Origin of the sequence: Taklimakanibacter albus, from assembly GCF_016595235.1 — a bacterium.
GTDB lineage: Bacteria > Pseudomonadota > Alphaproteobacteria > Rhizobiales > Aestuariivirgaceae > Taklimakanibacter > Taklimakanibacter albus.
In genome coordinates this window covers 1752127-1772230 of the sequence record NZ_JAENHL010000007.1, presented here as the reverse complement: position 1 = coordinate 1772230, position 20104 = coordinate 1752127, and the positions used below count along the sequence as shown (strand labels likewise).

The 20104-nt window shown below is 65.5% G+C and carries 8 protein-coding genes; 2 read left to right on the top strand and 6 right to left on the bottom strand.

Features of this window, described 5'->3' with window-relative positions; all coding sequences use genetic code 11:
* The first annotated feature begins 3 nt into the window (after positions 1-3).
* On the top strand, positions 4-1539 hold the full coding sequence (gene hutH / locus JHL16_RS19890; protein WP_200186579.1) for a histidine ammonia-lyase: 1536 nt from the start codon (positions 4-6) through the stop codon (positions 1537-1539).
* Here hutH and JHL16_RS19885 read toward each other — a convergent pair.
* Positions 1513-2703 carry a methyltransferase family protein gene (locus JHL16_RS19885; RefSeq protein WP_200186578.1) on the bottom strand — a complete coding sequence of 397 codons (1191 nt, stop codon included), beginning with the start codon at positions 2701-2703 and terminating at the stop codon, positions 1513-1515. The two genes, hutH and JHL16_RS19885, sit on opposite strands and share 27 nt — an antisense overlap.
* 47 nt (positions 2704-2750) lie before the next feature.
* Here JHL16_RS19885 and JHL16_RS19880 point away from each other — a divergent pair, with 47 nt between their 5' ends.
* Entirely contained in the window at positions 2751-3668 is a 918-nt protein-coding gene (locus tag JHL16_RS19880) for a hypothetical protein (protein WP_200186577.1), read from the top strand.
* Between the two features lie 286 nt (positions 3669-3954).
* Here JHL16_RS19880 and JHL16_RS19875 read toward each other — a convergent pair whose 3' ends face one another.
* The 5 genes from JHL16_RS19875 to JHL16_RS35300 all read right to left on the bottom strand — a co-directional run bounded on the left by JHL16_RS19875 (position 3955) and on the right by JHL16_RS35300 (position 19963).
* On the bottom strand, positions 3955-4554 hold the full coding sequence (locus JHL16_RS19875) for a hypothetical protein (protein ID WP_200186576.1): 600 nt from the start codon (positions 4552-4554) through the stop codon (positions 3955-3957).
* Between the two features lie 12 nt (positions 4555-4566).
* Positions 4567-5523 carry an OmpA family protein gene (locus JHL16_RS19870; protein WP_246770985.1) on the bottom strand — a complete coding sequence of 319 codons (957 nt, stop codon included), beginning with the start codon at positions 5521-5523 and terminating at the stop codon, positions 4567-4569.
* Between the two features lie 19 nt (positions 5524-5542).
* Positions 5543-6070, bottom strand: coding sequence for a hypothetical protein (locus tag JHL16_RS19865; RefSeq protein WP_200186574.1), 528 nt, complete (start codon positions 6068-6070; stop codon positions 5543-5545).
* A gap of 33 nt (positions 6071-6103) precedes the next feature.
* A complete protein-coding gene (locus JHL16_RS19860) occupies positions 6104-13057 on the bottom strand; it encodes an SMP-30/gluconolactonase/LRE family protein (RefSeq protein ID WP_200186573.1) in 6954 nt (2317 codons plus the stop codon).
* A gap of 165 nt (positions 13058-13222) precedes the next feature.
* Positions 13223-19963: a hypothetical protein gene (locus tag JHL16_RS35300; RefSeq protein ID WP_200186572.1), complete on the bottom strand. Its 6741-nt coding sequence runs from the start codon at positions 19961-19963 to the stop codon at positions 13223-13225.
* Positions 19964-20104 lie beyond the last annotated feature (141 nt).

Sequence of the window (20104 nt, the reverse complement as noted above, 5' to 3'; positions counted from 1 at the left end):
TCGATGACCATCCGTATCGGCGACAGCCCGCTCACCCTCGCTTTCATCCGCCAGGCGCTGGCAGGACCGATCACCGTCGAGCTCACGCCCAAGGCCCGCGCGGCCATCACGCGCAGCGCCGAGACGGTGACCAAGCTGCTCGCCACCGGTGATGCGATCTATGGCGTCAATACCGGCTTCGGCAAGCTCGCCAAGCAGCGCATTGCGGCGGCCGATCTCTCGGCCCTACAGCTCAATATCGTGCGTTCGCATGCGGCGGGCGTCGGTGCGCCGCTGGGTGCAGGCGTGGTGCGCGCTATCATGCTGCTCAAGATCAATGCGCTGTCGCAGGGCGCCTCGGGCATCAGCCTCCAGGCGATGGAGACGCTCGCCGGTCTTCTCAATCAGGACATCCTGCCGATGATTCCGGGCCAGGGTTCGGTCGGCGCCTCGGGCGATCTGGCGCCGCTCGCCCATCTCTCGCTGGTGCTCATCGGCGAGGGCGAAGCCTTCGTCAAAGGCAAACGTGTGCCGGGTGCGGAAGCCCTCAAGGCGGCGGGGCTCTCACCCGTGCCGCTCGGCCCCAAGGAGGGGCTCGCCCTTCTCAACGGCACGCAGGTGTCGACGGCACTGGCGCTCTACGGTCTCATCGCCGCCGAGCGCAATGCCGCTGCGGCCATCCTGGCCGGCGCGCTCTCCGTCGATGCGGTGATGGGCTCCGACACACCTTTCGATCCGCGCATCCATGCGCTCCGGCCGCATCCCGGCCAGCAGCTCGCGGCGAAACATTATCGCCGGCTGATGGCGGGCAGCGCCATCCGCGCCTCGCATGTTTCGGGCGACGACCGGGTGCAGGATCCCTATTCCTTCCGTTGCCAGCCGCAAGTGATGGGCGCCTGTCTCGACATCCTTACCAATGCGGCGCGCACGCTGGTCATCGAAGCCACTGGCGTTTCCGACAATCCGCTGGTCTTCGCCGAAGATGGCGCGGTTTTGTCAGGCGGCAATTTCCATGCCGAACCGGTTGCCTTCGCCGCCGACATCATCGCGCTTGCCGTCGCCGAGATCGGCTCGATCAGCGAGCGCCGCATCGCCGCTTTGATCGATCCGACCATCTCGCTGCTGCCGCCTTTCCTCATCCGCAATCCGGGGCTCAATTCGGGCTTCATGATTCCGCAATGCACCGCCGCGGCGCTGATGAGCGAGAACAAGCAGCTGTCGCATCCGGCGAGCGTCGACAGCGTGCCGACCTCGGCCAATCAGGAAGATCATGTCAGCATGGCGACCCATGGCGGGCGCAGGCTCGCTTTGATGAACGCCAATCTGTCGCGCATCATCGCCATCGAGCTGATGTCGGCCGTCGAAGGCATCGACTTCCGCCGTCCGCTCAGCTCGTCCGAGCCGCTCGAGGCCGCCTACAAGCTGGTGCGCGGCAAGGCCAAGGCGCGTGAGATCGACCGCGAATTCGCCACCGACATTGAGGCCATCGCGACAATGGTGGAGACCGGCGCTTTCGAAAGCTTTGTGCCGGGTCTATTGAGCGAGCTTGGCGTAAGCTAATCTGATCACGCCCGCGGCACGGGCGAACAGGCCGTGCCTGGCGATGAAGGCCTGGTAGTCCCGATAGACCGGATCGGCGCTCAAATGGCGTTCCTCCGTCCTGGCGCGCAGGTAATAGATGAGATTGGCGGCGCCCAGCATCAGGCAGGACTGAACCGCCGTGAGCGAGCCCGCGCCGGCGATGAACGGCACCGCGATCAGCCACCAGCTGAGATTCTTGGCCAGATAGGCCGGGTGTTTCACCCAGCGATAGGGGCCGTTGGTGATGATGCCGCGATGGGTGAGGTTGGAGAAGCGCAGGCCGAAGGTGGCCGTCGACCAGACATAGATGAAAACCAGGAGCAGAATGGCGCTACCCCATAGGGCATAAAGCAGGGGATAGGGCGCGAGGACCTTTTCCCAGGAGAGGTTGTCCAGCTCATATTGAATGTAGTGTCCTTGCACATCCACGAATGGCCGGTAGCAGATGAGGCAGATGGCCCAGCCGCCAATCGTCGGCTCGGTGCTCCTGATGTGACTGTCGATCACCCGCAAGGTCAGCGCATAGGCGATCACCGCCAGGAGCACATCGAGAAGGAAGAAGATATCGATGAGCCGGGAAAAGACATGCTGGAAGTCCATTTGCAGGAGCGGCGGCGCCGACCACAGCTCGGCGAGATCGTTATTGGCATAGACGAACATCAAGGGCAGGAAGAAAGCCTTCACGAGCCAGCCGCGCGCGTGAGCCGCCAGCATGCTCCAGTCGGCCGGACGGTGCCCGGTGAGCAGCAGAGGAAGCTGCGCATAGGCATCGAGGGGATCGCGCTGCCGGCGGTCGACATGGAGAATGTAGAAGGGCGACGCGACGATGAGCCCGGGCAGCAGATATAAAGCGGCATCCTTGAAGGGCTGGTAGAACGCGTTGCCATATTCCGGCAGGAGGGCATAGAGCGCCGCGATGCACCCGATGGTCATCCAGAATCCGATGAGCTTCTGAAGGAGCCGCAGCGGATCGATCGGCCGGATCGGTTCCGGCGCCAGCTCCGTGGTGGGATTGAACTGGACCCGGTAGACAAGCAGATCCATGGCCAGCATGGCGGCGGTCGACAAAGCGAGCACGGCGAGCGTCTTGAGATGGGCGGCTTCGGCCCAGTCGCGCAAAAGCCACGCGCTTGCCAGGGCCATGAGCACACCTGCCGCACCGGTCCATTGGCCGCTGGCGGAGCCCGGACATGTTGGGATCAGTGGAGCATGGCTCTCTTGATGGCCTTGGCCGCGGGTACGGACAGTTTGCCCGGCCTGAACATCAATATGTGTTGGTCGCCGGACATCCATTTGCGTCGATCAAGTTCCAGCTGGATTATCCGCCACCCAATCCACCGGACGTGCCGCCGCTGGTGTTGCCGGAAGTCTGTCCGGAGGAACCTGAGCTTTGCCCGGACGTGCCAGATGTGTCGCCGCTCGTTCCACCGCTGGTGTTGCCGCTTGTGCCACCGCTGGTGTTGCCGCTTGTGCCGCCACTGGTGTCGCCAGAACTCTGCCCGGAAGAACCTGAGCTTTGCCCGGATGTGCCGGATGTGCCACCGGACGTGCCGCCGCTGGTGTTGCCTGATGTACCACCGCTGGTGTTACCGGACGTGCCGCCACTGGTGTCGCCCGAACTCTGTCCTGAAGAACCTGAGCTTTGGCCGGACGTGCCAGATGTGCCACCACTCGTTCCACCGGATGTGCCGCCGCTGGTGTTGCCCGATGTGCCACCGCTTGTTCCACCGCTGGTATTGCCCGATGTGCCGCCGCTGGTGTTGCCGGAACTCTGTCCGGAGGAACCTGAGCTTTGCCCGGAGGTGCCAGATGTGCCACCGCTGGTTCCACCACTGGTGTTGCCGGAAGTCTGTCCGGAGGAACCGGAACTTTGTCCGGGACTGCCGGATGTGCCGCCACTGGTTTCGCCGGACGAGCTGGAACTAGAGGCGGTCCGGGATTTTTTGGGACTCTTCGGATTCGTGCGATTGTCCGAAGACCTCGTATCTCCACATCTTCCATGCTCCACGCGGTCCGGGCAGCGCTCGAGAATTGTCTTCGACGTCGCCAAGAGCTGCGGAAAGCCCACGACCGCTATCGCCGCTGCGGTCGCCACGCCCATGAAATAGATCGCCGTCTTCATAAATCCTCCTCCGCCATGTTCCGGCGGAGGAGGTCCGTGCCCACCGGATACCACATCGGTTCAACTCCGAAGCGTGATGACTTCAGGAAGAGTCGCGATCACGCTTTATCTTCCTGTATGCGCATGATCCTTCCGGAAAACCGCGCCGCACTTTTCCAGATCATGCTTCAGGCAAAACATTGCCGGAAAGAGCGCGGTTCGCCTAGCATCATATGATGCTGAAATGAGCGGCGTTCGGCGTTTGAATCGGGAAACTCCTTGCAATGCCGGCCTCAATGTCCTGCAAGTTTGCAGTTCTTGGGATAGGTATCGATGGTGACTTTGTCGCCTGCGGGCGTCTTTATGTCCACATAGCTGCGCTTGATCTCGACATTCACGTCGGGCGCGTCCGGGTTGCTTCCAGGGAAGATGCCCAATGATATGCTGGCATGGATGGCAATTGGAGAAGCGCCCATGGCCACCTTGGGCACACAGCCGAGCATCGTCGTGAACTGCACATCCGCATCGTCTTTGAATTCGGGCTGCAGCGAGCTGGCTACGCAGGCCATGAGCGCCTGCGGATCAGGCATCAGGGATGATGTCTCGCCAGAGCCTGAGATCGTGGTTGCCGTCACTTCAGCCCCATCAACGACGTCCCTCGTTAATGTCTGCGCGGCGGGCAGGCTGAATGTCACATGTTCCGACGTCACGGTCAGACCGCCGCTGTCACCGCCCGGATAGGAAAGGATGAGCGGCGCGGCCCAGCCCGGCACGATCACATCCTCCCTCTCGCATTCGACGGTGAGAGACGCGGCGCCGGCGATCCGCGAGCTACAAATCAGCGCCAGAACGGCCAGCGGCCATACGAACTTGCAGTGCCTGACGTCATTCATGATCCGACCCGCTCATTGCACGACAAGCTCGACCCGCCGGTTCTTGGCGCGTCCTTCATCGGTATCGTTGGATTCGATCGGGCGTGACAGGCCGGCCCCTTCGAAGGACAAGCGGGCAGGGTCTATTCCATAACCGCCGACAAGGGCTGCAGATACGTTGGCGGCGCGACGGCTGGACAAGTCGAGATTATAGGCGGCGCTGCCCACATTGTCGGTATGGCCGATGATCTTGAGGCGCAGCGACGGCTTGTCGGCCAGGACCTTGGCGATCTCGTCGAGCGCCGGCTTCGATTCCGGCTTCACGGTATCCTGATCATAGTCGAACAGGATGCCGTAGAGATTGACGCTACCTTGCGCGGCGAGTGACGCCGATAAATCTTCCGGCGCCGCCGTCGCCACCTTGCCGGACTCCATGCCCTGGGCTTCCAGCACCCGAAGAAATGCGACCGTCTTGTCCTTGTCCTCGCCCGTGATGACGCTGGCATAGACCGCACCCTCCGGTCGCTCGAGCTTCGCCAGGAGATAACGGGCATGGTCGGAATAGGCGGTGGACACGCCATTGGTCGGATCGAGCTGCTCGCCCAGCAGATAGAGATCACGCAGATTGCCGGCCAGACACTCCTGATCGGCGCAGGAGAAAATGATGTTGAAGCCTTTGGCCCTCAGATCCGCTTCATAACTGGCGGCGACCTCGAGAGATGAGCTGCCGGCCGGCAATTCATAACGGATCTCGCTGGCTTTTCCCTGCTGCTTGAGCCATTCCGGCCCCGACCTGTCCTTGGTGGCATTGCGCTCCAGCAGCGCGCCATAATCATGCGGTGACTGCAGGAACACCAGCTCATCGAAATCCTTCGCCTTGCAGTAGGCGATCGCCGCGCCCTGGAAACGTCCGACGAGTGGATTGTCCTTGCAGCCCTCGGCATCTTCCGCCTGCGCCAGCGCTGAGGAGAGCGTCAAGCCAAGCGCCATCAGGCCTATCCGAAAAATATCAGTCCGGCACACATTCGTCTCCTTCAACATGGAAGCCCTGTCGGCACGGCACGCACCGGCCATTCTCCAGATGGTCATTATGCGAACAGGTTTGCTCCTCCTCGCCTTCCACGGGCGGGAATTCGCTCCTGCGGCATTTGCCGCGGCTGAACTCGGTGCCTTCCGGACAGTTTCTGGTCTGCTTCTTGCTCTTCCGGTCGCGCACGCATTCACCGTCTTCCCTATGGAAGCCGTCCGAGCATTCAAACCTCTTCTTCTTGCCTCTTCGGTCGCGCACACATTCGCCGTCTTCCCTGCGGAAGCCGTCCGGGCACTTGAATTTTATGTTTATCTCGAAGGCGAGCATCTGCGGTGAGGCAGCCTGATCGAGTTTGCCGCTTTTGCTTTCCACGGCTTGCGAAAGGCAGGACGCTCCATCGCAGCCACCGGTCAACGGCGTCCCGGCATGGAGCTCCACGGGTTGAAAGATCGAAACACCCGCCATGGCCAGCATGCCCGCCAGCGTTGCGAAGAACGAAGATCTCATAGGTGCAATCTCCTGATGGTCATTTCACCTGGTTCATCTGACGCTTTCGACGCACTGACCATCACCGTCCTCCCTCTTGCCGTTTGGACACAAGCAGCCGCTCGGCGTGCTGACCTTGCCGCCTGCGCATTGCTGCGGCTGGGGTTGCGGCTGAGGTTGCGGCCGAGGCGCCGGCCCTTCATTCGGGCATCGGCTGTATTTGCCAAAGACGACCGTACCGTCCGGACAGGTTTTCCGGTTGGGCCTGGTGTTCTGTTCCGGCTGCTGCTGATCCGGGTCGCGGAACTTGCGGCATCTGCGGCCGGTGAATTGATATCCCTCCGGACAGCAATTCGGGTAGACCCCGACCGGCCGGCTGGCGGGACAGGCTTGCTCTTCCTGCCGCTCGCGTTCCGGGCGGCATCTGCGGCCGGTGAATTGATATCCCTCAGGACAGCAATTCGGATAAATCCCAACCGGGCGATCGGCAGGACAATATTGTTGTTCCTGGCGCTGCTCGCGGAACCGACGGCATTTGCCATTGGCGAACTGATAGCCTTCCGGACAACAATTGGGATAAGCGCCGACAGGACGGTCAGCGGGACAGAACCGCTTCCGCACGCGGTCGATGCAGACGCCGGTCACAGCATCAAACATCTGGCTTTTACGGCATTTCACCGGCGCGGCCTTCGTGAAGCGGCATTTGCCATTGCGGAAGTCGGTGCCCTGCGGACAGCAATTGGGGTAAGCGCCGACCGGCCGGTCGGGCGGACAGACGCGCGGCAGGGTGTTTGTTTCAAGTTTCTTCTTCTTGTCGGAGACGCAAGCATCGCCCTCGAGATGCGTGCCGCGCTTGCAGCGGCTGACGCATCGTCCGGTTTTTTCATTCATCACGAGGGCGCCAGCGCACAGCGGACTGCATTTTCCGAAGCGGAATTTGGTACCATTCGGACAACAGTTCGGGAAATCACCTACCGGCCTGTCGGCCGGACAGGTCCGCTGCGCCGGTGTGGCCTGCTTGATCATGTCGAAGCCACCGCCGCCCTTGCCACCTTCACAGGCCTTGCCGGTCCATCTGGTGTTGGCGGGGCAGGCGCACAGGCCGTTGCCGGCGAGGATCATGCCGGACCCGCAAGTGGCGGGCGGTGTGGTGATGACCGGAAGCGCGGGCTTTGGCTGCTCGTCGCCCGGCTTCGACATAGAGGCTCCGCCGGAGCCATAACCGCATTCGCGGCCGTTCCATATCTTCGGGGCCGGGCAAGCGCACAGGCCGGCGGATGTGAGCACCATTCCGTAGCCGCATCCCGGCGCCTGGGCCGGAGCTTGTTTGAGGGCGATGCTGGCGCAGGATTTCTGCTGTGCCTGCCCGCCCGCGATCTCGGCGCAATTGTCGATCTTCAACGCTGCGCCCAGCGAGCCTGCCAGCGGCTGCAGGCCGAGCGTCAGCTCGACCGTCGCCTTGGGGGGCAGCGGACCCGGCATGGAGCACTGCATGCCGGGTGCGGCGGAGGCCAGGCATGTCCAGCCGACAGGCGGGCCGCTGACGAGCTGGACCTGCGTCATCGGCGCATTGTTCACGCTCATCACGTCATAGACGGCAACGGGGCCCGGGAAAGATTGCGTGCCGTTGTTGGTGACTGCGATCTTGAACTGGCAAGGCTCGGTTTCGCTGCAAGACGCTGACACCGCCGACTTGGTCACCGTCAGGTCACCGACGGTCGCCGGCGGAGGCAGGCTCTTGACTGTGACGCAGGATTCTTCCGCGGATGCCGCGCCCGCCGCTGCGCCGGAGACGTCGGCGCAATTCGAGAACTGGGTGGCCGATGCATCGTTCGGCAGCCGCACGACCATCTTGAAGTCGCGTGGGCCGAACTCGCTGCCTTCAGGAGCGTCGAGATCGAGGCGCACCGGACCAGGTGACGTGCAGGAGAACGGGATCTGCGTCGGCTGCGTCGCGCAGGGCAAGGGCGGCGTGATCGAAACGATCTGCGCCGAAGCGAGCCCGGTCAGCTTGTCGGAAATGGTGACCGGCGCATTGTGGTCGATCGGACCCGGATTGAACAGCCTGAGCGTGAAGTGACAATCCCCGCCCTGAGTGCAGGATTGATCGCCGGACTTCGCCACCTTGACGCTGAAGGGATCGAGCTTGACCGATGCGCAGGCTTTGTCGTCGTTCGGGGTGCTGTCACCCGGCGGTATCTGCGCGCATAAAGTGAGCGTGTCGTTCTTTTTCCAGGTCGCTCCCGCGGTCACCGGAACACTGGTATCGCGTAACTCACCCGGGGGTAAGGCCGTGCCGTTCTGGCAAAAGACCGTCTGCGTGTCGCCGGCTCTCTGACTGCAGGAGAAGGCGCCGCCTTGTAGTCCACCGATACCGATCGATTGAACGATGCCATTGGCGACCTTGGCATCGAATGCCGACGTGCCGACGACGGCAACGCCATTGCTTTTCACCCTGACCTTGAAGTCGCATTCACTGTCGAGGCTGCATTCGCCGATGCCGTCCGGCTTGGCGTTGGGCGGGATGACCTCGATCATCAGATTGGCGCCCTGTTGCGTCGCGTCCTTGATCGTGACACAGCGGCCGGCGAAATCGTTGTCGAACGGGCTGGGCTTGGCGTTGGCGGCAGGATTGTAGTCGATGCAGTTCGTGTAGGCCGGAGAAGTCGTCGAGGTCTTTATATTCACGCGGCCATTGAGCGTTTCGCCGGGTTTAAGAACGTTCGTGCCCTTGTTGGTCGAGATGCATCCGAATGTGCCATTGGTGTTCGAGCACGCAAAGTCGCCATCGACGGTCTCGATTGTGGTGTCGCCATTGATGGGTTTGAAATCCTCAGTGAAGACGAAGGGACCCGTAGCGGCGTCCGTGCCCATATTCTTCAGCGAGATTGCAAAGGCGCAATTCGGTACACACGAAGTGGCCGCGGTGGTTTTCTGTGCCCTGAGCAGCGAACCCTTGACGAGTGAGATATTGGCGCATGACGGCTCTGCGCCGGCAAAAGAAGCGCAGCTCCTGATCGCCGTCGCCATCGTTCCGCCACCGGGCTTGAACGACATCGGCACCGGCACGCTCTTGCCGGGCGGAATTTTTGCCGCCGCCGCCGTGCAGGTTACGTCATTGCCGTCCTTCTTGCAGGCGATCGGCGCGGTTACACCGGCGACGTTCGGTGCCTCGCCGCCGCTCTCCATCGTGATGTTGGGAAAGGCACTGCCGTCCGGCTGCGAGAGATGGACCACGAATGAGATCGGTCCGTTGAACTCGGGCGCGTCGGCAGGGTTACTGATCAAGGTCGTGAAAGCGCATCCGCCGCCCGTGTCCGAGCATTGCGCCACCGCCGGATTATGCGCCAGCGCCAGGTTCTTGGGCTGCTCGGGCGCCGGGCCGGGCGGCTCGACGATGGGACCAGGCGGTTTGACGTCTTCGATAGCGACCACCGCGCACTGCTCGGGCGCGGGTTCTTGCGCCTGTCCGCCGCCGCCCGCATCAGCCCCGCCCGCGCCGGCATTCCCATTGGCGGCGAGCCGGGCTTTGCAGACATCGAGCCTTCTCTGCATTTCCTGTGTGACAGTCGCGTCGGGCCCAGTCTTCAGCAGGCATATGCTGGTCCCGCCCTCGACCGTCAAATTCGGCAGGGCGTCCTTGCAACTGATGGCCTTCATCTGCTCGTTGATCGCCACCACGTCCTTGGCGAAGCTGGTGCAAGCGTCGCGGTTTTTCTTCGCGAGAAGGCAAGAAGCGTGCCCGTCGGTTCGGGCCTTGTTTTCCGCCTCGATCGCGGGATCGACGGTGCTGGCGCGCGCCATGCAGAAATCGACGTGCTCCTGCCGGTTTGCCGTCCAGCGGCCGCCAGCGCCCGCAGGGACTCCGAGGTCGGCCAACGAGCAGCCGTCTTTGCGGGCCGCTACAAATGCCTGGACAGCCTTGTCGGCATAGGCTTCGCAAAACGGACTGCTTTTGCAAACCCACTGATTGGCTTCGTCCACGAAAGTGCCGCGGTTGCCGGCCTGATCGACCCAGGTGCCTTTGGCTTTCCCGTCACTGCCAATGTCAAAAAAATAATTTCCGTATTCGCCGCTTTTGGGCCAATAGGCCTTAAAAGCCGGCTTCTGGTCTGTCCCAAAACTCGTAACGCGACCAACGACTTGGGGACCTTTGGTCCCGTCGGCCGAAATCGAATAATACCTCGCCGTCCCGATGATCTTGCTGTATTGGTCGACCTCGACACCGGAGAAATAGGTCAGCAAGCCGTTGCTTTGCCGGAGGGCGAGGCGTTTCTGCTTCAGTCCCCATCTTGTGCAGTTCTGCGCAACGCCCGAGACGCCACCGATATTGCCGCCCGCCGGGGCAGGGGCGGCGGCACCGCCGCCGATAACGCCTTTCACCGCATCCCCGACACCACCACCGGCGCCTTGTTTGACCTCGCCCCCAACGTCGTCGAGAATACCCGCCAAATGCAGGAGGCCGTTGCCCTTGGCGAATGACTGGGGACGGAAGCTTGCATTGGTGACCGGCAGGCTTCTGTTCAAAGGAATTTGCAGCTCGGCTTTCTTCTGGAGCGCGGGCTTCACCGCGCAATTTTTGAGACTGGTGGTGCCCGCGGGCAAATTCAGGTTTATGCGCAGCGGAACGGTTCTCGATTCGCGCGGACCCAGCCCGGTGCCGGCGCCGCCGAACCGGCAGACGAAGGGCGGACCACCCTTGTCGCAGGCGAAGGGCGCCGGGAGCGCCTCATCGGCAAGGGTCGCACCCGGAATGTCGATCGTGTCGGTGAAGGGGATGGGGCCCGGCACCACCGCGTCGGTCGTGTTGGTGAGCGTGATCTCGAATGTGCAGGTGCCGATGAGCGGGCAACTGGCCGGTCCCTTTTTCGAAATCACCACCGGCCCGGTCTGCACCGGCACATTCGGATCGAGCGCCATGGTGGCGCAAGCCGACTCCCCGCCGGCGATGGACGCGCAGTTCTTGAGCTCCTTGGCTTCCGGCGGCGTGTTCGGGGCAAAGACCAGCCGCATGTCGAGCTTGCCATTGGCCGGCACCGGGCCTGGATGGGTGCAGGTGAAGGGCGCCGCCTTGCTGCATTGCCAGGGGGCATTGGGCTCGCCCGTCAACACCGCCTGCGGCGCTTCGATGAGCTCGTTGATCGTGATGGGGCCGGGGATTTCCCCGCCATCATTCGTGACTTCTATGTTGAAGGCACAACCGCCTTTGGGCGAGCATTTCGGCACGGAAGCGGACTTGGCCAGCGTGAGCTTGCCCGCCGTCTTGCCGCCACCGCCGTCTTCGACATCCGGAAAGACCTGGCCGCCACCGCCTTCAACGTCTGGAAGGCCAGCTTGTCCGCCGCCACCCTCGACACCTGGAAAACCGGCCTGTCCGCCGCCACCGTCAACACCGGGAAAGCCGGGCTGACCGCCGCCGCCGTCAACGCCCGGAAAACCAGTCTGGCCGTCATTTCCGGCCACTCCCGGGAACTGCGATCCTCCTGAAGCGAGAGTGGGGAAGCCGGATTCGCCGACACATTGCGACAGCACGGCGACGCCACCCGCATGGCCGCGGGCTCCCGCCGCATCCTGAGCGGGATCGAGAGCAATGAAGGCGGTTGGAACGGTTGCGCCGGCCGTGGACTGAAACCGGCTCACATCACCGATCTGCAGGCCATGGGCGGTACGCTCCGGCCCCAATATGTCCCCTGAGGCAATCAGCGTTCCGCCACAGGCCGTGAGATCGAGGCCGCCATCGGGCTTGTAGGCATATTGCAACGCTATGCCGCCGCTGCCGTCGCGGCGTTCGGGAGACTGGCCGACAGGGTAGGTGAGCGTGTCGAAATGCCAGGACGAAGCGGTTTGCGGATCGTCCGGGGATTCAGGGGCGTAGCGGATAATATCGGTGGGGCTGGCCCCGGTGAGAGCGGAATAGTCGCCGGTGTTTTGCACGGCGTCGCGCATCGCCAGCACCATGGCGCCTTTGTTGTCGAAGGCGATTCCGGATATAATGCCCGCCTCGGAGGCGGTGACGCTCAACTCGATCCGCGCATCGCCAAGGAACGAACCATCATCGGCGAGGCCGACGGACCAGACCTCAGGCCCTTCCGCCACGGTGTAGTAAAGCCGCCTGCCTTGGACGGCCATTCCGTCGATCCGGCGCGCGGCCTGCGTCAATCCCCAGGTTGCCGGGTTGGCCGTGTCGAAGCTCGGCGACGTGATGTCGAGCCTTAGCCCGTCATCGGCCACGCCGTCCTTTCCCGCCAAGGGCCGGCCCTGCAGGCCATGGTCGAACTCGGCGAGGCCGGCGCCGGAGCCTGAGCCCTTCAGCTGATGGATGAGGCCGGTGTCGAGATCGGAGACATAGAGCGAGCGGCTCAACCCGTCGAAGGCAAGGCCGCCGATGCCGGGGCCGCCATTGTTCACGAGCTCCGCATAAAGGCTCACCGCGCCGGTCACGCTGTCGATCTTCCAGATCGCGCCGGCGCCACCACCGGGGGCCGGGCCGAACAAACCTTCCATGAACCGGGCGCCGGGCGCGCCTTTCATCAGCCGGTCGGGCTGTCCGTCGCCATCGCTGTCGGGGCCCACGATGTAGAGGCCGAAGGCGGAAGTGGCGGCGGCATAGAGGCCGGGCGTTCCGCGCTCATCCGCCGGCAGCGTGTCAAAGGCCAGTCCGAAGACATGGCCGATGTCCTTGGCCGTGAATTCCGTGCGCAGAGGCGGGGCAAGCTGCTGGCCGTCCAGCGGCCCCTGAACCGGGCCGCCATTATAGATGCGCAGCGTGACGCCGTCAGGATCGATGACGGTCTTGGAGAGAGGATCGACGCCGGGCGGCAATCCCTCGACCTGGAGCTTCACGCCGGAAAAGCCGGAGGCGGCGATATCGCCCGGCTGCAACAGGCTTTCGGCCGCAGGCGCAAGTGTATCCTGGGCATGTGCCGCGAACAGAGGCGGCAAGGCGGCGAGAAGGGCCGCGATCGCAAGCCGAATGGAGAACCGCGCGATGTGGAATGCTCCAGGCATTGCCATTCCCCTGTTGGCGACGCCTTGCTCCAATGGGTGAACTGCGGGGAGTGCCGCCTCTCACCCGCGGGACAGCATCTATCCGGTTCTGATGCAGGGAAAGGGTGCCGGGAAAATCCGGGACCGCCTATCACCATATGATACTAAAATGAGCGCTAGATTGGACTACCAGGCGTATCTTACTCCGGCATTGGCGCTGATCGCTTCGAAGTCGTCGGCGAACTGGTAATTGCCACGCAGGAAGCCCGACCAGCCCTCGGGTGCCGCCGCGCTGAAGCCCAGCGACACATCACCAACCGTCGCCGCCGGATCGTCGGACACGCCGAGGGAGCCCGGAAGGCCAGGCGCCAGGATCACTGCGTCATTGTCGCCGTTAAGCTCCTCCCACACGCTCGCCGTCACATCGCCGGAGAACACCGTGCCGGTGTCGCCGGTATGGTCGAAGCCGAGCCTCAGGCCCAGCCTGCCGCGCAGGCTCGTCGCGTCGTCATATTTCACCGTGCCGCCGAAGATGCCGACATCGTCGATCTCGGTGTTGACGATGGCCAGCGTCGCCTGCGGCTCGACGAACAGCGTCTTGCCGAACTTGTAGCCCGTGTCGATCCGGCCACCGATGTTGAATACCTGCGTATCGGCCTCGCCCGACTGCATCGCGAGATCGCTCGCGTCGATATCGACATCGAGGAAGTCCGCCTTGACCACCGCATCGATCGAGAAGGCATGGTCGAGATAGGTGGCATAGACGCCGACCGAGGGACCTTTATAAGTCCATTCCGTGTTGGTCTGATCGAAGTCGAGCTCGGATTTGAGATAACCGCCGAACAGGCCGAACATCCACAGTTCTCCGGCGCGTTCCGTGCCGAAATCGAAGCCGGCAAGGGCGCCGTAGATCGACTGGTCGCGATCGGTCGTGGTGACACCACTGCCTTCGTCACGCTCGAGCCAGGCACCTATGCCCTTGAGCCAGAAGCCCGGCGTCATCTTCGCGACCGGCGTCGGCTCCACCGGCTCGGCGTAGTCGGCGACCGGCATCACCGCCGGACCGTCGAGCAACGGCCGCAGATCGGCCTGGCGCTGCAACAGGGTGCCGGTCGTCTGGTACCAGATATCCTGCGCGCCGGTGAGGCCGGCGGCGAATTCATAGGCGCCGGCGCCGACACCCGACGTATAGAGCTCGTGCTCCAGGTTCGGCGCATCGTAGCGCAGATCCCAGGTGAAGAAGCCGGCGTTTATCGGCCCGCCATCGAGGACGAAATCGCCCGCTTGCGAACTGCCCGGGCCTGCGGTCCCGGTCACGATCACCACCGGAATGCCGTCGAGATTCGCACCCTGCACATCGACGACATTGACCGAAACCCTGGTCGTGCCTTCCGTCGTGCCGGTGATCAGGAGCTTGTCCGACAGGCCGAGGCCGGGCGCCGCCAGGATCGCGTCGACCGCGAGGCCGCCGCCGCCGATATAGCGGGTGGCGGGGGCCATGGCCGATGTCCGCGTCATCTCCAGGCTGTCACCGGCCTGGCCGTCGATCAGCGAGATCTGGCCGACCGCATTGTCGAAGGTCTCCAGATCCTTGAAGACGACCGTCTCGAGAGTCGCCGCATCGGCGGCGCTCGCCACCGTTCCTTCGTTGCGGAAGAGATCGCCGCCGCCGCGGAATTCGGATGTCATCCGGGCCGCGAAAACGCCGCCTGCTTCGTTGGTGATCGTGTCGCTATTGTCGGTGAGATCGACGAAGCCCCGGATCGTGCCGGAATTCATGATCGAGGTCGCGGCGCCGACGGTGTCGATGGCGAAGAGATTAGCCGAGGTGATAAGTCCCGAATTGATGATGTCGATATCGCCCGTCGCGGAAGCCAGCACGCCATGTGTGCCGCCCGCAATGGCGGCAGAATTGGTGATGGCGATCGTGGCGGCGGAGCTTTCGGCCAGGGCATTGATGCCGTCACCGCCGGCGGTTACCGCGCCACTATTGTCGATGTTGATCGATCCGCTCTCTCCGCCTGAGCCCGACCCGCCGAGTGTGCCAGTGCCCGCTGCGCCCAGTCCTTTCTGAGCTACCGCGAGAATGCCATGAGAGCCGGCGCCCGAGACCCTGATCGTGCCGCTGTTGGTGATGGCGATGTCGCCGCCGTCACCACCTTTGCCGGCGCCCCCGGCGCCGCCATTCCCCGCCGCGCCGGTACCGCCGGCGCCGCCAGCGCCCAGGCCGTCTGCGCCGGGTGTGCCATTCGTCGCCGAACCGCCAACGCCCCCGCTGCCGCCGGTGCCATCGCCGCCGATGGTCAAAGCGTGAATGCCATGCGCGGCATTGGCCGTGGTGGTGATGGCGCCGCTGTTGTCGATGACGATGTCGCCGCCATCGCCGCCCGTGCCGTCGCCACCATCGCCGCCGTTGCCGCCGATGCCGGGCTTGCCATCACCGCCGGCGCCGAGCGCTCCCGATCCGCCATTGCCGCCGGCGCCCGTGCCGCCATTGCTGCCCTTGCCGCCCGTTCCATCGCCGGCACTCGCCACCGCATGAATGCCGGTGCCGCCGCTGACGATCGCGCCGGTGTTGGTGATGACGATGTCGCCGCCGTCACCGCCCGTGCCGTCGCCACCATCGCCGCCATCCCCCGCCCTGCCGGTGCCGGCGGCACCACCAGCAACGCCGAGATTTCCGGCGCCTCCTGAACCCCCCGTCCCATTATTGCCCGCGGCGCCGTCTCCACCCGTGCCGTGGCCGGCGCCGGTCAGCGCTTCAATGCCGTTGCCACCCGTCGTCAGGGCACCGTTATTCGTGATGGTGATCTTGCCGCCGCCACCGCCCATGCCGTCTCCCCCGGCGTCGCCGCTGCCCCCCGTGCCGGTGCCGCCATCGCCGCCGGCGCCCACGCTGGCGCCGCCGCCATTGCCGCCAGTGGCGCCGCCACCAGCGCCGCCATCTCCACCGCTTCCATTGGCGGCAGATGCCGCCGCCAGTAAGCCGTGCATCGCGGCGCCCGATGTGGTGATCGCCGCCTCATTGGTGATCGTGATGTCGCCGCCGGCACCGCCAGTCCCGTCACCGCCATCGCCGCCATGACCGCCATTCGCGCCACCGCCCTTGCCGCCAATGGCGCCGCCGGCGCTGCTGCCGCCGGCACTGCCGTTCTTGGCGGTCGCGCTGCCGCCGGCGCTGCCATCACCACCCCGGCCATGGCCGGCCGCGCTCAGGGCCACGATGCCGCTGCCGCCGCTCACGATCGCGCCGCGGTTGGTGATGGTGATGTCGCCACTATCGCCGCCCGTGCCGGCAGCGCCGCGACCGCCATTCCCCGCGGCCCCGATGCCACCGTCACCCCCGGTGCCGGGACCCGCGCCGCCGACAGCACTGTCGCCGGCCGTGCCGGTATTGCCGCTGCCCCCGGTGCCGCCTGTGCCGATCCCGGCCTGAGCCACGACCGTGATGCCGTTTCCGCTCGTCGTCAGAGCGCCGCTATTGGTGATGGTGATGTCGCCGCCGGCACCGCCCGTGCCGAGCGCTCCCGATCCGCCCTTGCCGCCGGTGCCGCTGTTGCCATCGCCGCCGGCGCTGAATGATCCGGATCCACCGTTGCCGCCGGTGCCCGTGCCGCCATTGCCGCCCTTGCCGCCGGTGCCGTCGCCTGCCTGCGCCACCGCCTGGATACCATGCGCGCCGGCGCCCGAGGTGATGATCGCGCCGCTATTGTCGATGACAATGTCACCACCGTCGCCGCCGGTGCCGTCGCCACCGTCGCCGCTTTTGCCACCGGTGCCGGTTTTGCCATCGCCACCGACGGCGAGTACTCCGCCGATCCCGCCATTGCCGCCGGTGCCCGTGCCGCCATTGTCGCCCTTGCCGCTGATGCCGTCGCCCGCTTGTGCCAACACCCGGATACCGGTGCCGACGCTGACGATCGCGCCGGTGTTGGTGATGGCGATGTCGCCGCCGTCACCGCCCGTGCCGTCGCCGCCGTCGCCGCTGCTCCCCGCCGTGCCGGCGCCGCCGGTGCCGCCCGCGCCACTGATTGAGGCGGCGGCACCTCCCGAACCTCCCGTGCCGCCATTGCCGGTACCGCCATTTCCACCCGTCCCGTTGCCGGCATTGGTCTCCACATCAATGCCATTGCCGCCCGTTGTCAGGGCACCATTGTTCGTGATGGTGATCTTGCCGCCGTCACCGCCCGCACCGGCGCCACCTTGACTGCCATTCCCCGCCGTGCCGGCGCCGCCATCGCCGCCGGCGCCCTGAATGCCCACACCGCCATTGCCGCCGGTGGCGCCGCCACCGCTGCCGCCATCTCCGCCCGTGCCATCTCCGGCACTTGCCACCGCCTGAACGCCATGCGCCGTGCCGCCCGACGTGGAGATCGCCGCGTCGTTGGTGATCATGATGCTGCCGCCGGCACCACCGGTCCCGTCACCGGCATCGCCGCCATGACCGCCGTTCGCGCCGCCGCCCTTGCCGCCAGAGCCGCCGCCGACGCCGCTGCCGCCGGCACCTCCGTTCTTGGCGGTCGCAACACCGCCGCCATTGCCATCACCACCTGCGCCAGTGCCGGCCTGAGCCATGGCCAGGATGCCGCTGTTGCCGCTCACGATGGCGCCCGTGTTGGTGATGGTGATGTCGCCGCCATTGCCGCCTGTTCCGGCGCCACCGCCGCCGCCGTTGCCGCCGGTGCCGGTGCCGCCATCACCGCCGGCCCCCAGGCCGCCGGCTCCACTGTCGCCTGCCGTGCCAGTATTGCCACTGCCGCCAGCACCGCCCCTACCGTTTCCGGCTTGCGCCAGGGCAAGGATGCCGTTTCCGGTCGTCGTCAGAGCGCCACTGTTGTCGATGACGATGTCGCCGCCGTCACCGCCCATGCCGACGCCGCCGTCACCGCCGTTGCCGCCGGCGCCGGCCTTGCCATCGCCGCCCGCGGCGATTGTCCCGGGTCCACCCTTGCCGCCGGTGCCCGTGCCGCCATTGTCGCCCTTACCGCCCGTGCCGTTGCCCGCCTGCGCCACCGCAAGGATACCACGCGAGCCAGCACCCGAGGTCGTGATCGCGCCCGTATTGGTAATGGCGATGTCGCCGCCGTCACCCCCCGTGCCGGCACCACCATTGCCGCTGTTCCCCGCGGTGCCGGAGCCGCCATCGCCACCAGCGCCGAGGTTTCCAGCACCTCCGGAGCCTCCCGCACCGGCATTGCCCGCACCGCCATCTCCGCCCGTCCCGACGCCGCCATCGGCCTGCGCGGCAATGCCATTGCCACCCGTCGTCAGAGCGCCATTATTCGTGATGGTGATCTTGCCGCCGTCACCGCCCGTGCCGGCGCCACCGTCGCCGCCGTTACCCGCCGTGCCGCCGCCGCCGTCGCCGCTGCTGGCGCCCAAACCGGCACTGCCGCCATCGCCGCCGGTGGCGCCGCCGCCACCGCGGCCATCTCCACCCGTCCCATAGCCGGCTTCCGCCAACGCCATGATGCCATGCGCCGAAACATCTGATGTGGTGATCGCCGCGTCATTCGTGATCGTGATGTCGCCGCCGGAACCGCCCGTCCCGGCACCGCCATCGCCACCATGACCGCCGTTCGCGCCACCGCCCTTGCTGCCCGTGCCGCCGATGCCGCTGGCACTGCCGTCCTTGGCGGTTGCGGCACCGCCGCCACCGCCATCGCCACCCGCGCCATTGCCGGCCTGAGCCATGGCCATGATGCCGCTGCTGCCGCTCACGATCGCGCCGCTGTTGGTGATGATGATGTCGCCGCCGTCGCCGCCCGTGCCGGTACCTCCGCCACCGCCATTGCCGCCGACGCCGGCACCGCCATCGCCGCCGGCATCCAGGCCGCTGGCACCACTGTCGCCGCCCGTGCCAGTATTGCCACTGCCGCCGCCTTCGCCTGTGCCGCTTCCGGCTAGCGCCATGACAAGAATGCCGTTCCCGGTCGTCGTCAGAGCGCCGCTGTTGATGATGGCGATGTCGCCGCCGTCACCACCCGTGCCGGTGCCGCCGTCACCGCCCTTGCCACCGGTGCCGGTGTTGCCATCGCCGCCCGCGCCGGTCGTTCCGGGGCCGCCGTTTCCGCCGGTGCCCGCGCCGCCATTGCTTCCCTTGCCGCCGGTGCCGTCGCCCGCTTGCGCGATCGCATGGATGCCATGCGAGTCAACACCCGAGGTGGTGATCGCGCCGCTGTTGGTGATGGCGATGTCGCCGCCGTCACCACCCGTGCCGCCGCCACCGTTGCCGCCCTTGCCACCGGTACCGGTACCGCCATCGCCACCAGCGCCGAGGTTTCCGGCACCTCCGAAACCTCCCGTTCCGCCATTGCCGGCGCCGCCATCTCCGCCCGTGCCGCTGCCGGCATCGGCCAACGCCCCTATGCCATGGGCCGCGCCGCCCGATGTGGAGATCGCCGCGTCATTGGTGATCGTGATGTTCCCGCCGGCCCCGCCCGTGCCGGGGCCGCCGTCGCCACCATCATTGCCGGTCGCGTTACCGCCAGGGGCGCCATCGCCGTTCCCGCCGCCGCCACCCGTGGCGCCAGCGCCGGGATTTCCGTTAGCGCCGGTTCCGCTGCCGGCCGAGGCCGTGGCGGAGATGCCGTGGCTCGCCGATGTGATATTGCCGAAATTGTCTATGAGGATGTAGGCGCCCGCGCCGGCCGTCGAGGTATTGATGCCCATGCCGCCGGCGGTCAGCGCCGCCGTATTTGAGAGGTCAATGAAATTGCCATTGCCGGTCGAGAAAATGATGATGCAGTCGCCGGCGGAGACGCAAACGGTGCTGTTGTCGGTGGTCGTGGGAACCGCCTGCGTCGGCAGATCGATGACCTGGGCCACGGCTGGGGACAGCGCCGCCAATCCGGCAAACAGGGAAGCCGACAGCAGCGCCGCGCATTGGCCCCCGGTGAGGATCGAGCTGCCCAGGAGAGCCCGCATTCCGGGCCACTTGCCCGCCCGCTGGATGCCTGCTCGCTCTGGCTCAGCCGCCGAATGGCCGCTGGCCGCCGTCTTGAATGGCATCATATGAGTACCCCGATGAGCCTGCCTGCTCCAATGGGGACCGGCGCGCCGAACCGC

What these genes read in the sequence shown, in the direction of transcription:
- hutH (WP_200186579.1), top strand. Translation starts at nt 4, where the DNA reads ATGACCATCCGTATCGGCGACAGCCCGCTCACCCTCGCTTTCATCCGC.
- JHL16_RS19885 (WP_200186578.1), bottom strand. Translation starts at nt 2,703, where the DNA reads ATGGCCCTGGCAAGCGCGTGGCTTTTGCGCGACTGGGCCGAAGCCGCC.
- JHL16_RS19880 (WP_200186577.1), top strand. Translation starts at nt 2,751, where the DNA reads ATGTTGGGATCAGTGGAGCATGGCTCTCTTGATGGCCTTGGCCGCGGG.
- JHL16_RS19875 (WP_200186576.1), bottom strand. Translation starts at nt 4,554, where the DNA reads ATGAATGACGTCAGGCACTGCAAGTTCGTATGGCCGCTGGCCGTTCTG.
- JHL16_RS19870 (WP_246770985.1), bottom strand. Translation starts at nt 5,523, where the DNA reads ATGGCGCTTGGCTTGACGCTCTCCTCAGCGCTGGCGCAGGCGGAAGAT.
- JHL16_RS19865 (WP_200186574.1), bottom strand. Translation starts at nt 6,070, where the DNA reads ATGAGATCTTCGTTCTTCGCAACGCTGGCGGGCATGCTGGCCATGGCG.
- JHL16_RS19860 (WP_200186573.1), bottom strand. Translation starts at nt 13,057, where the DNA reads ATGCCTGGAGCATTCCACATCGCGCGGTTCTCCATTCGGCTTGCGATC.
- JHL16_RS35300 (WP_200186572.1), bottom strand. Translation starts at nt 19,963, where the DNA reads ATGCGGGCTCTCCTGGGCAGCTCGATCCTCACCGGGGGCCAATGCGCG.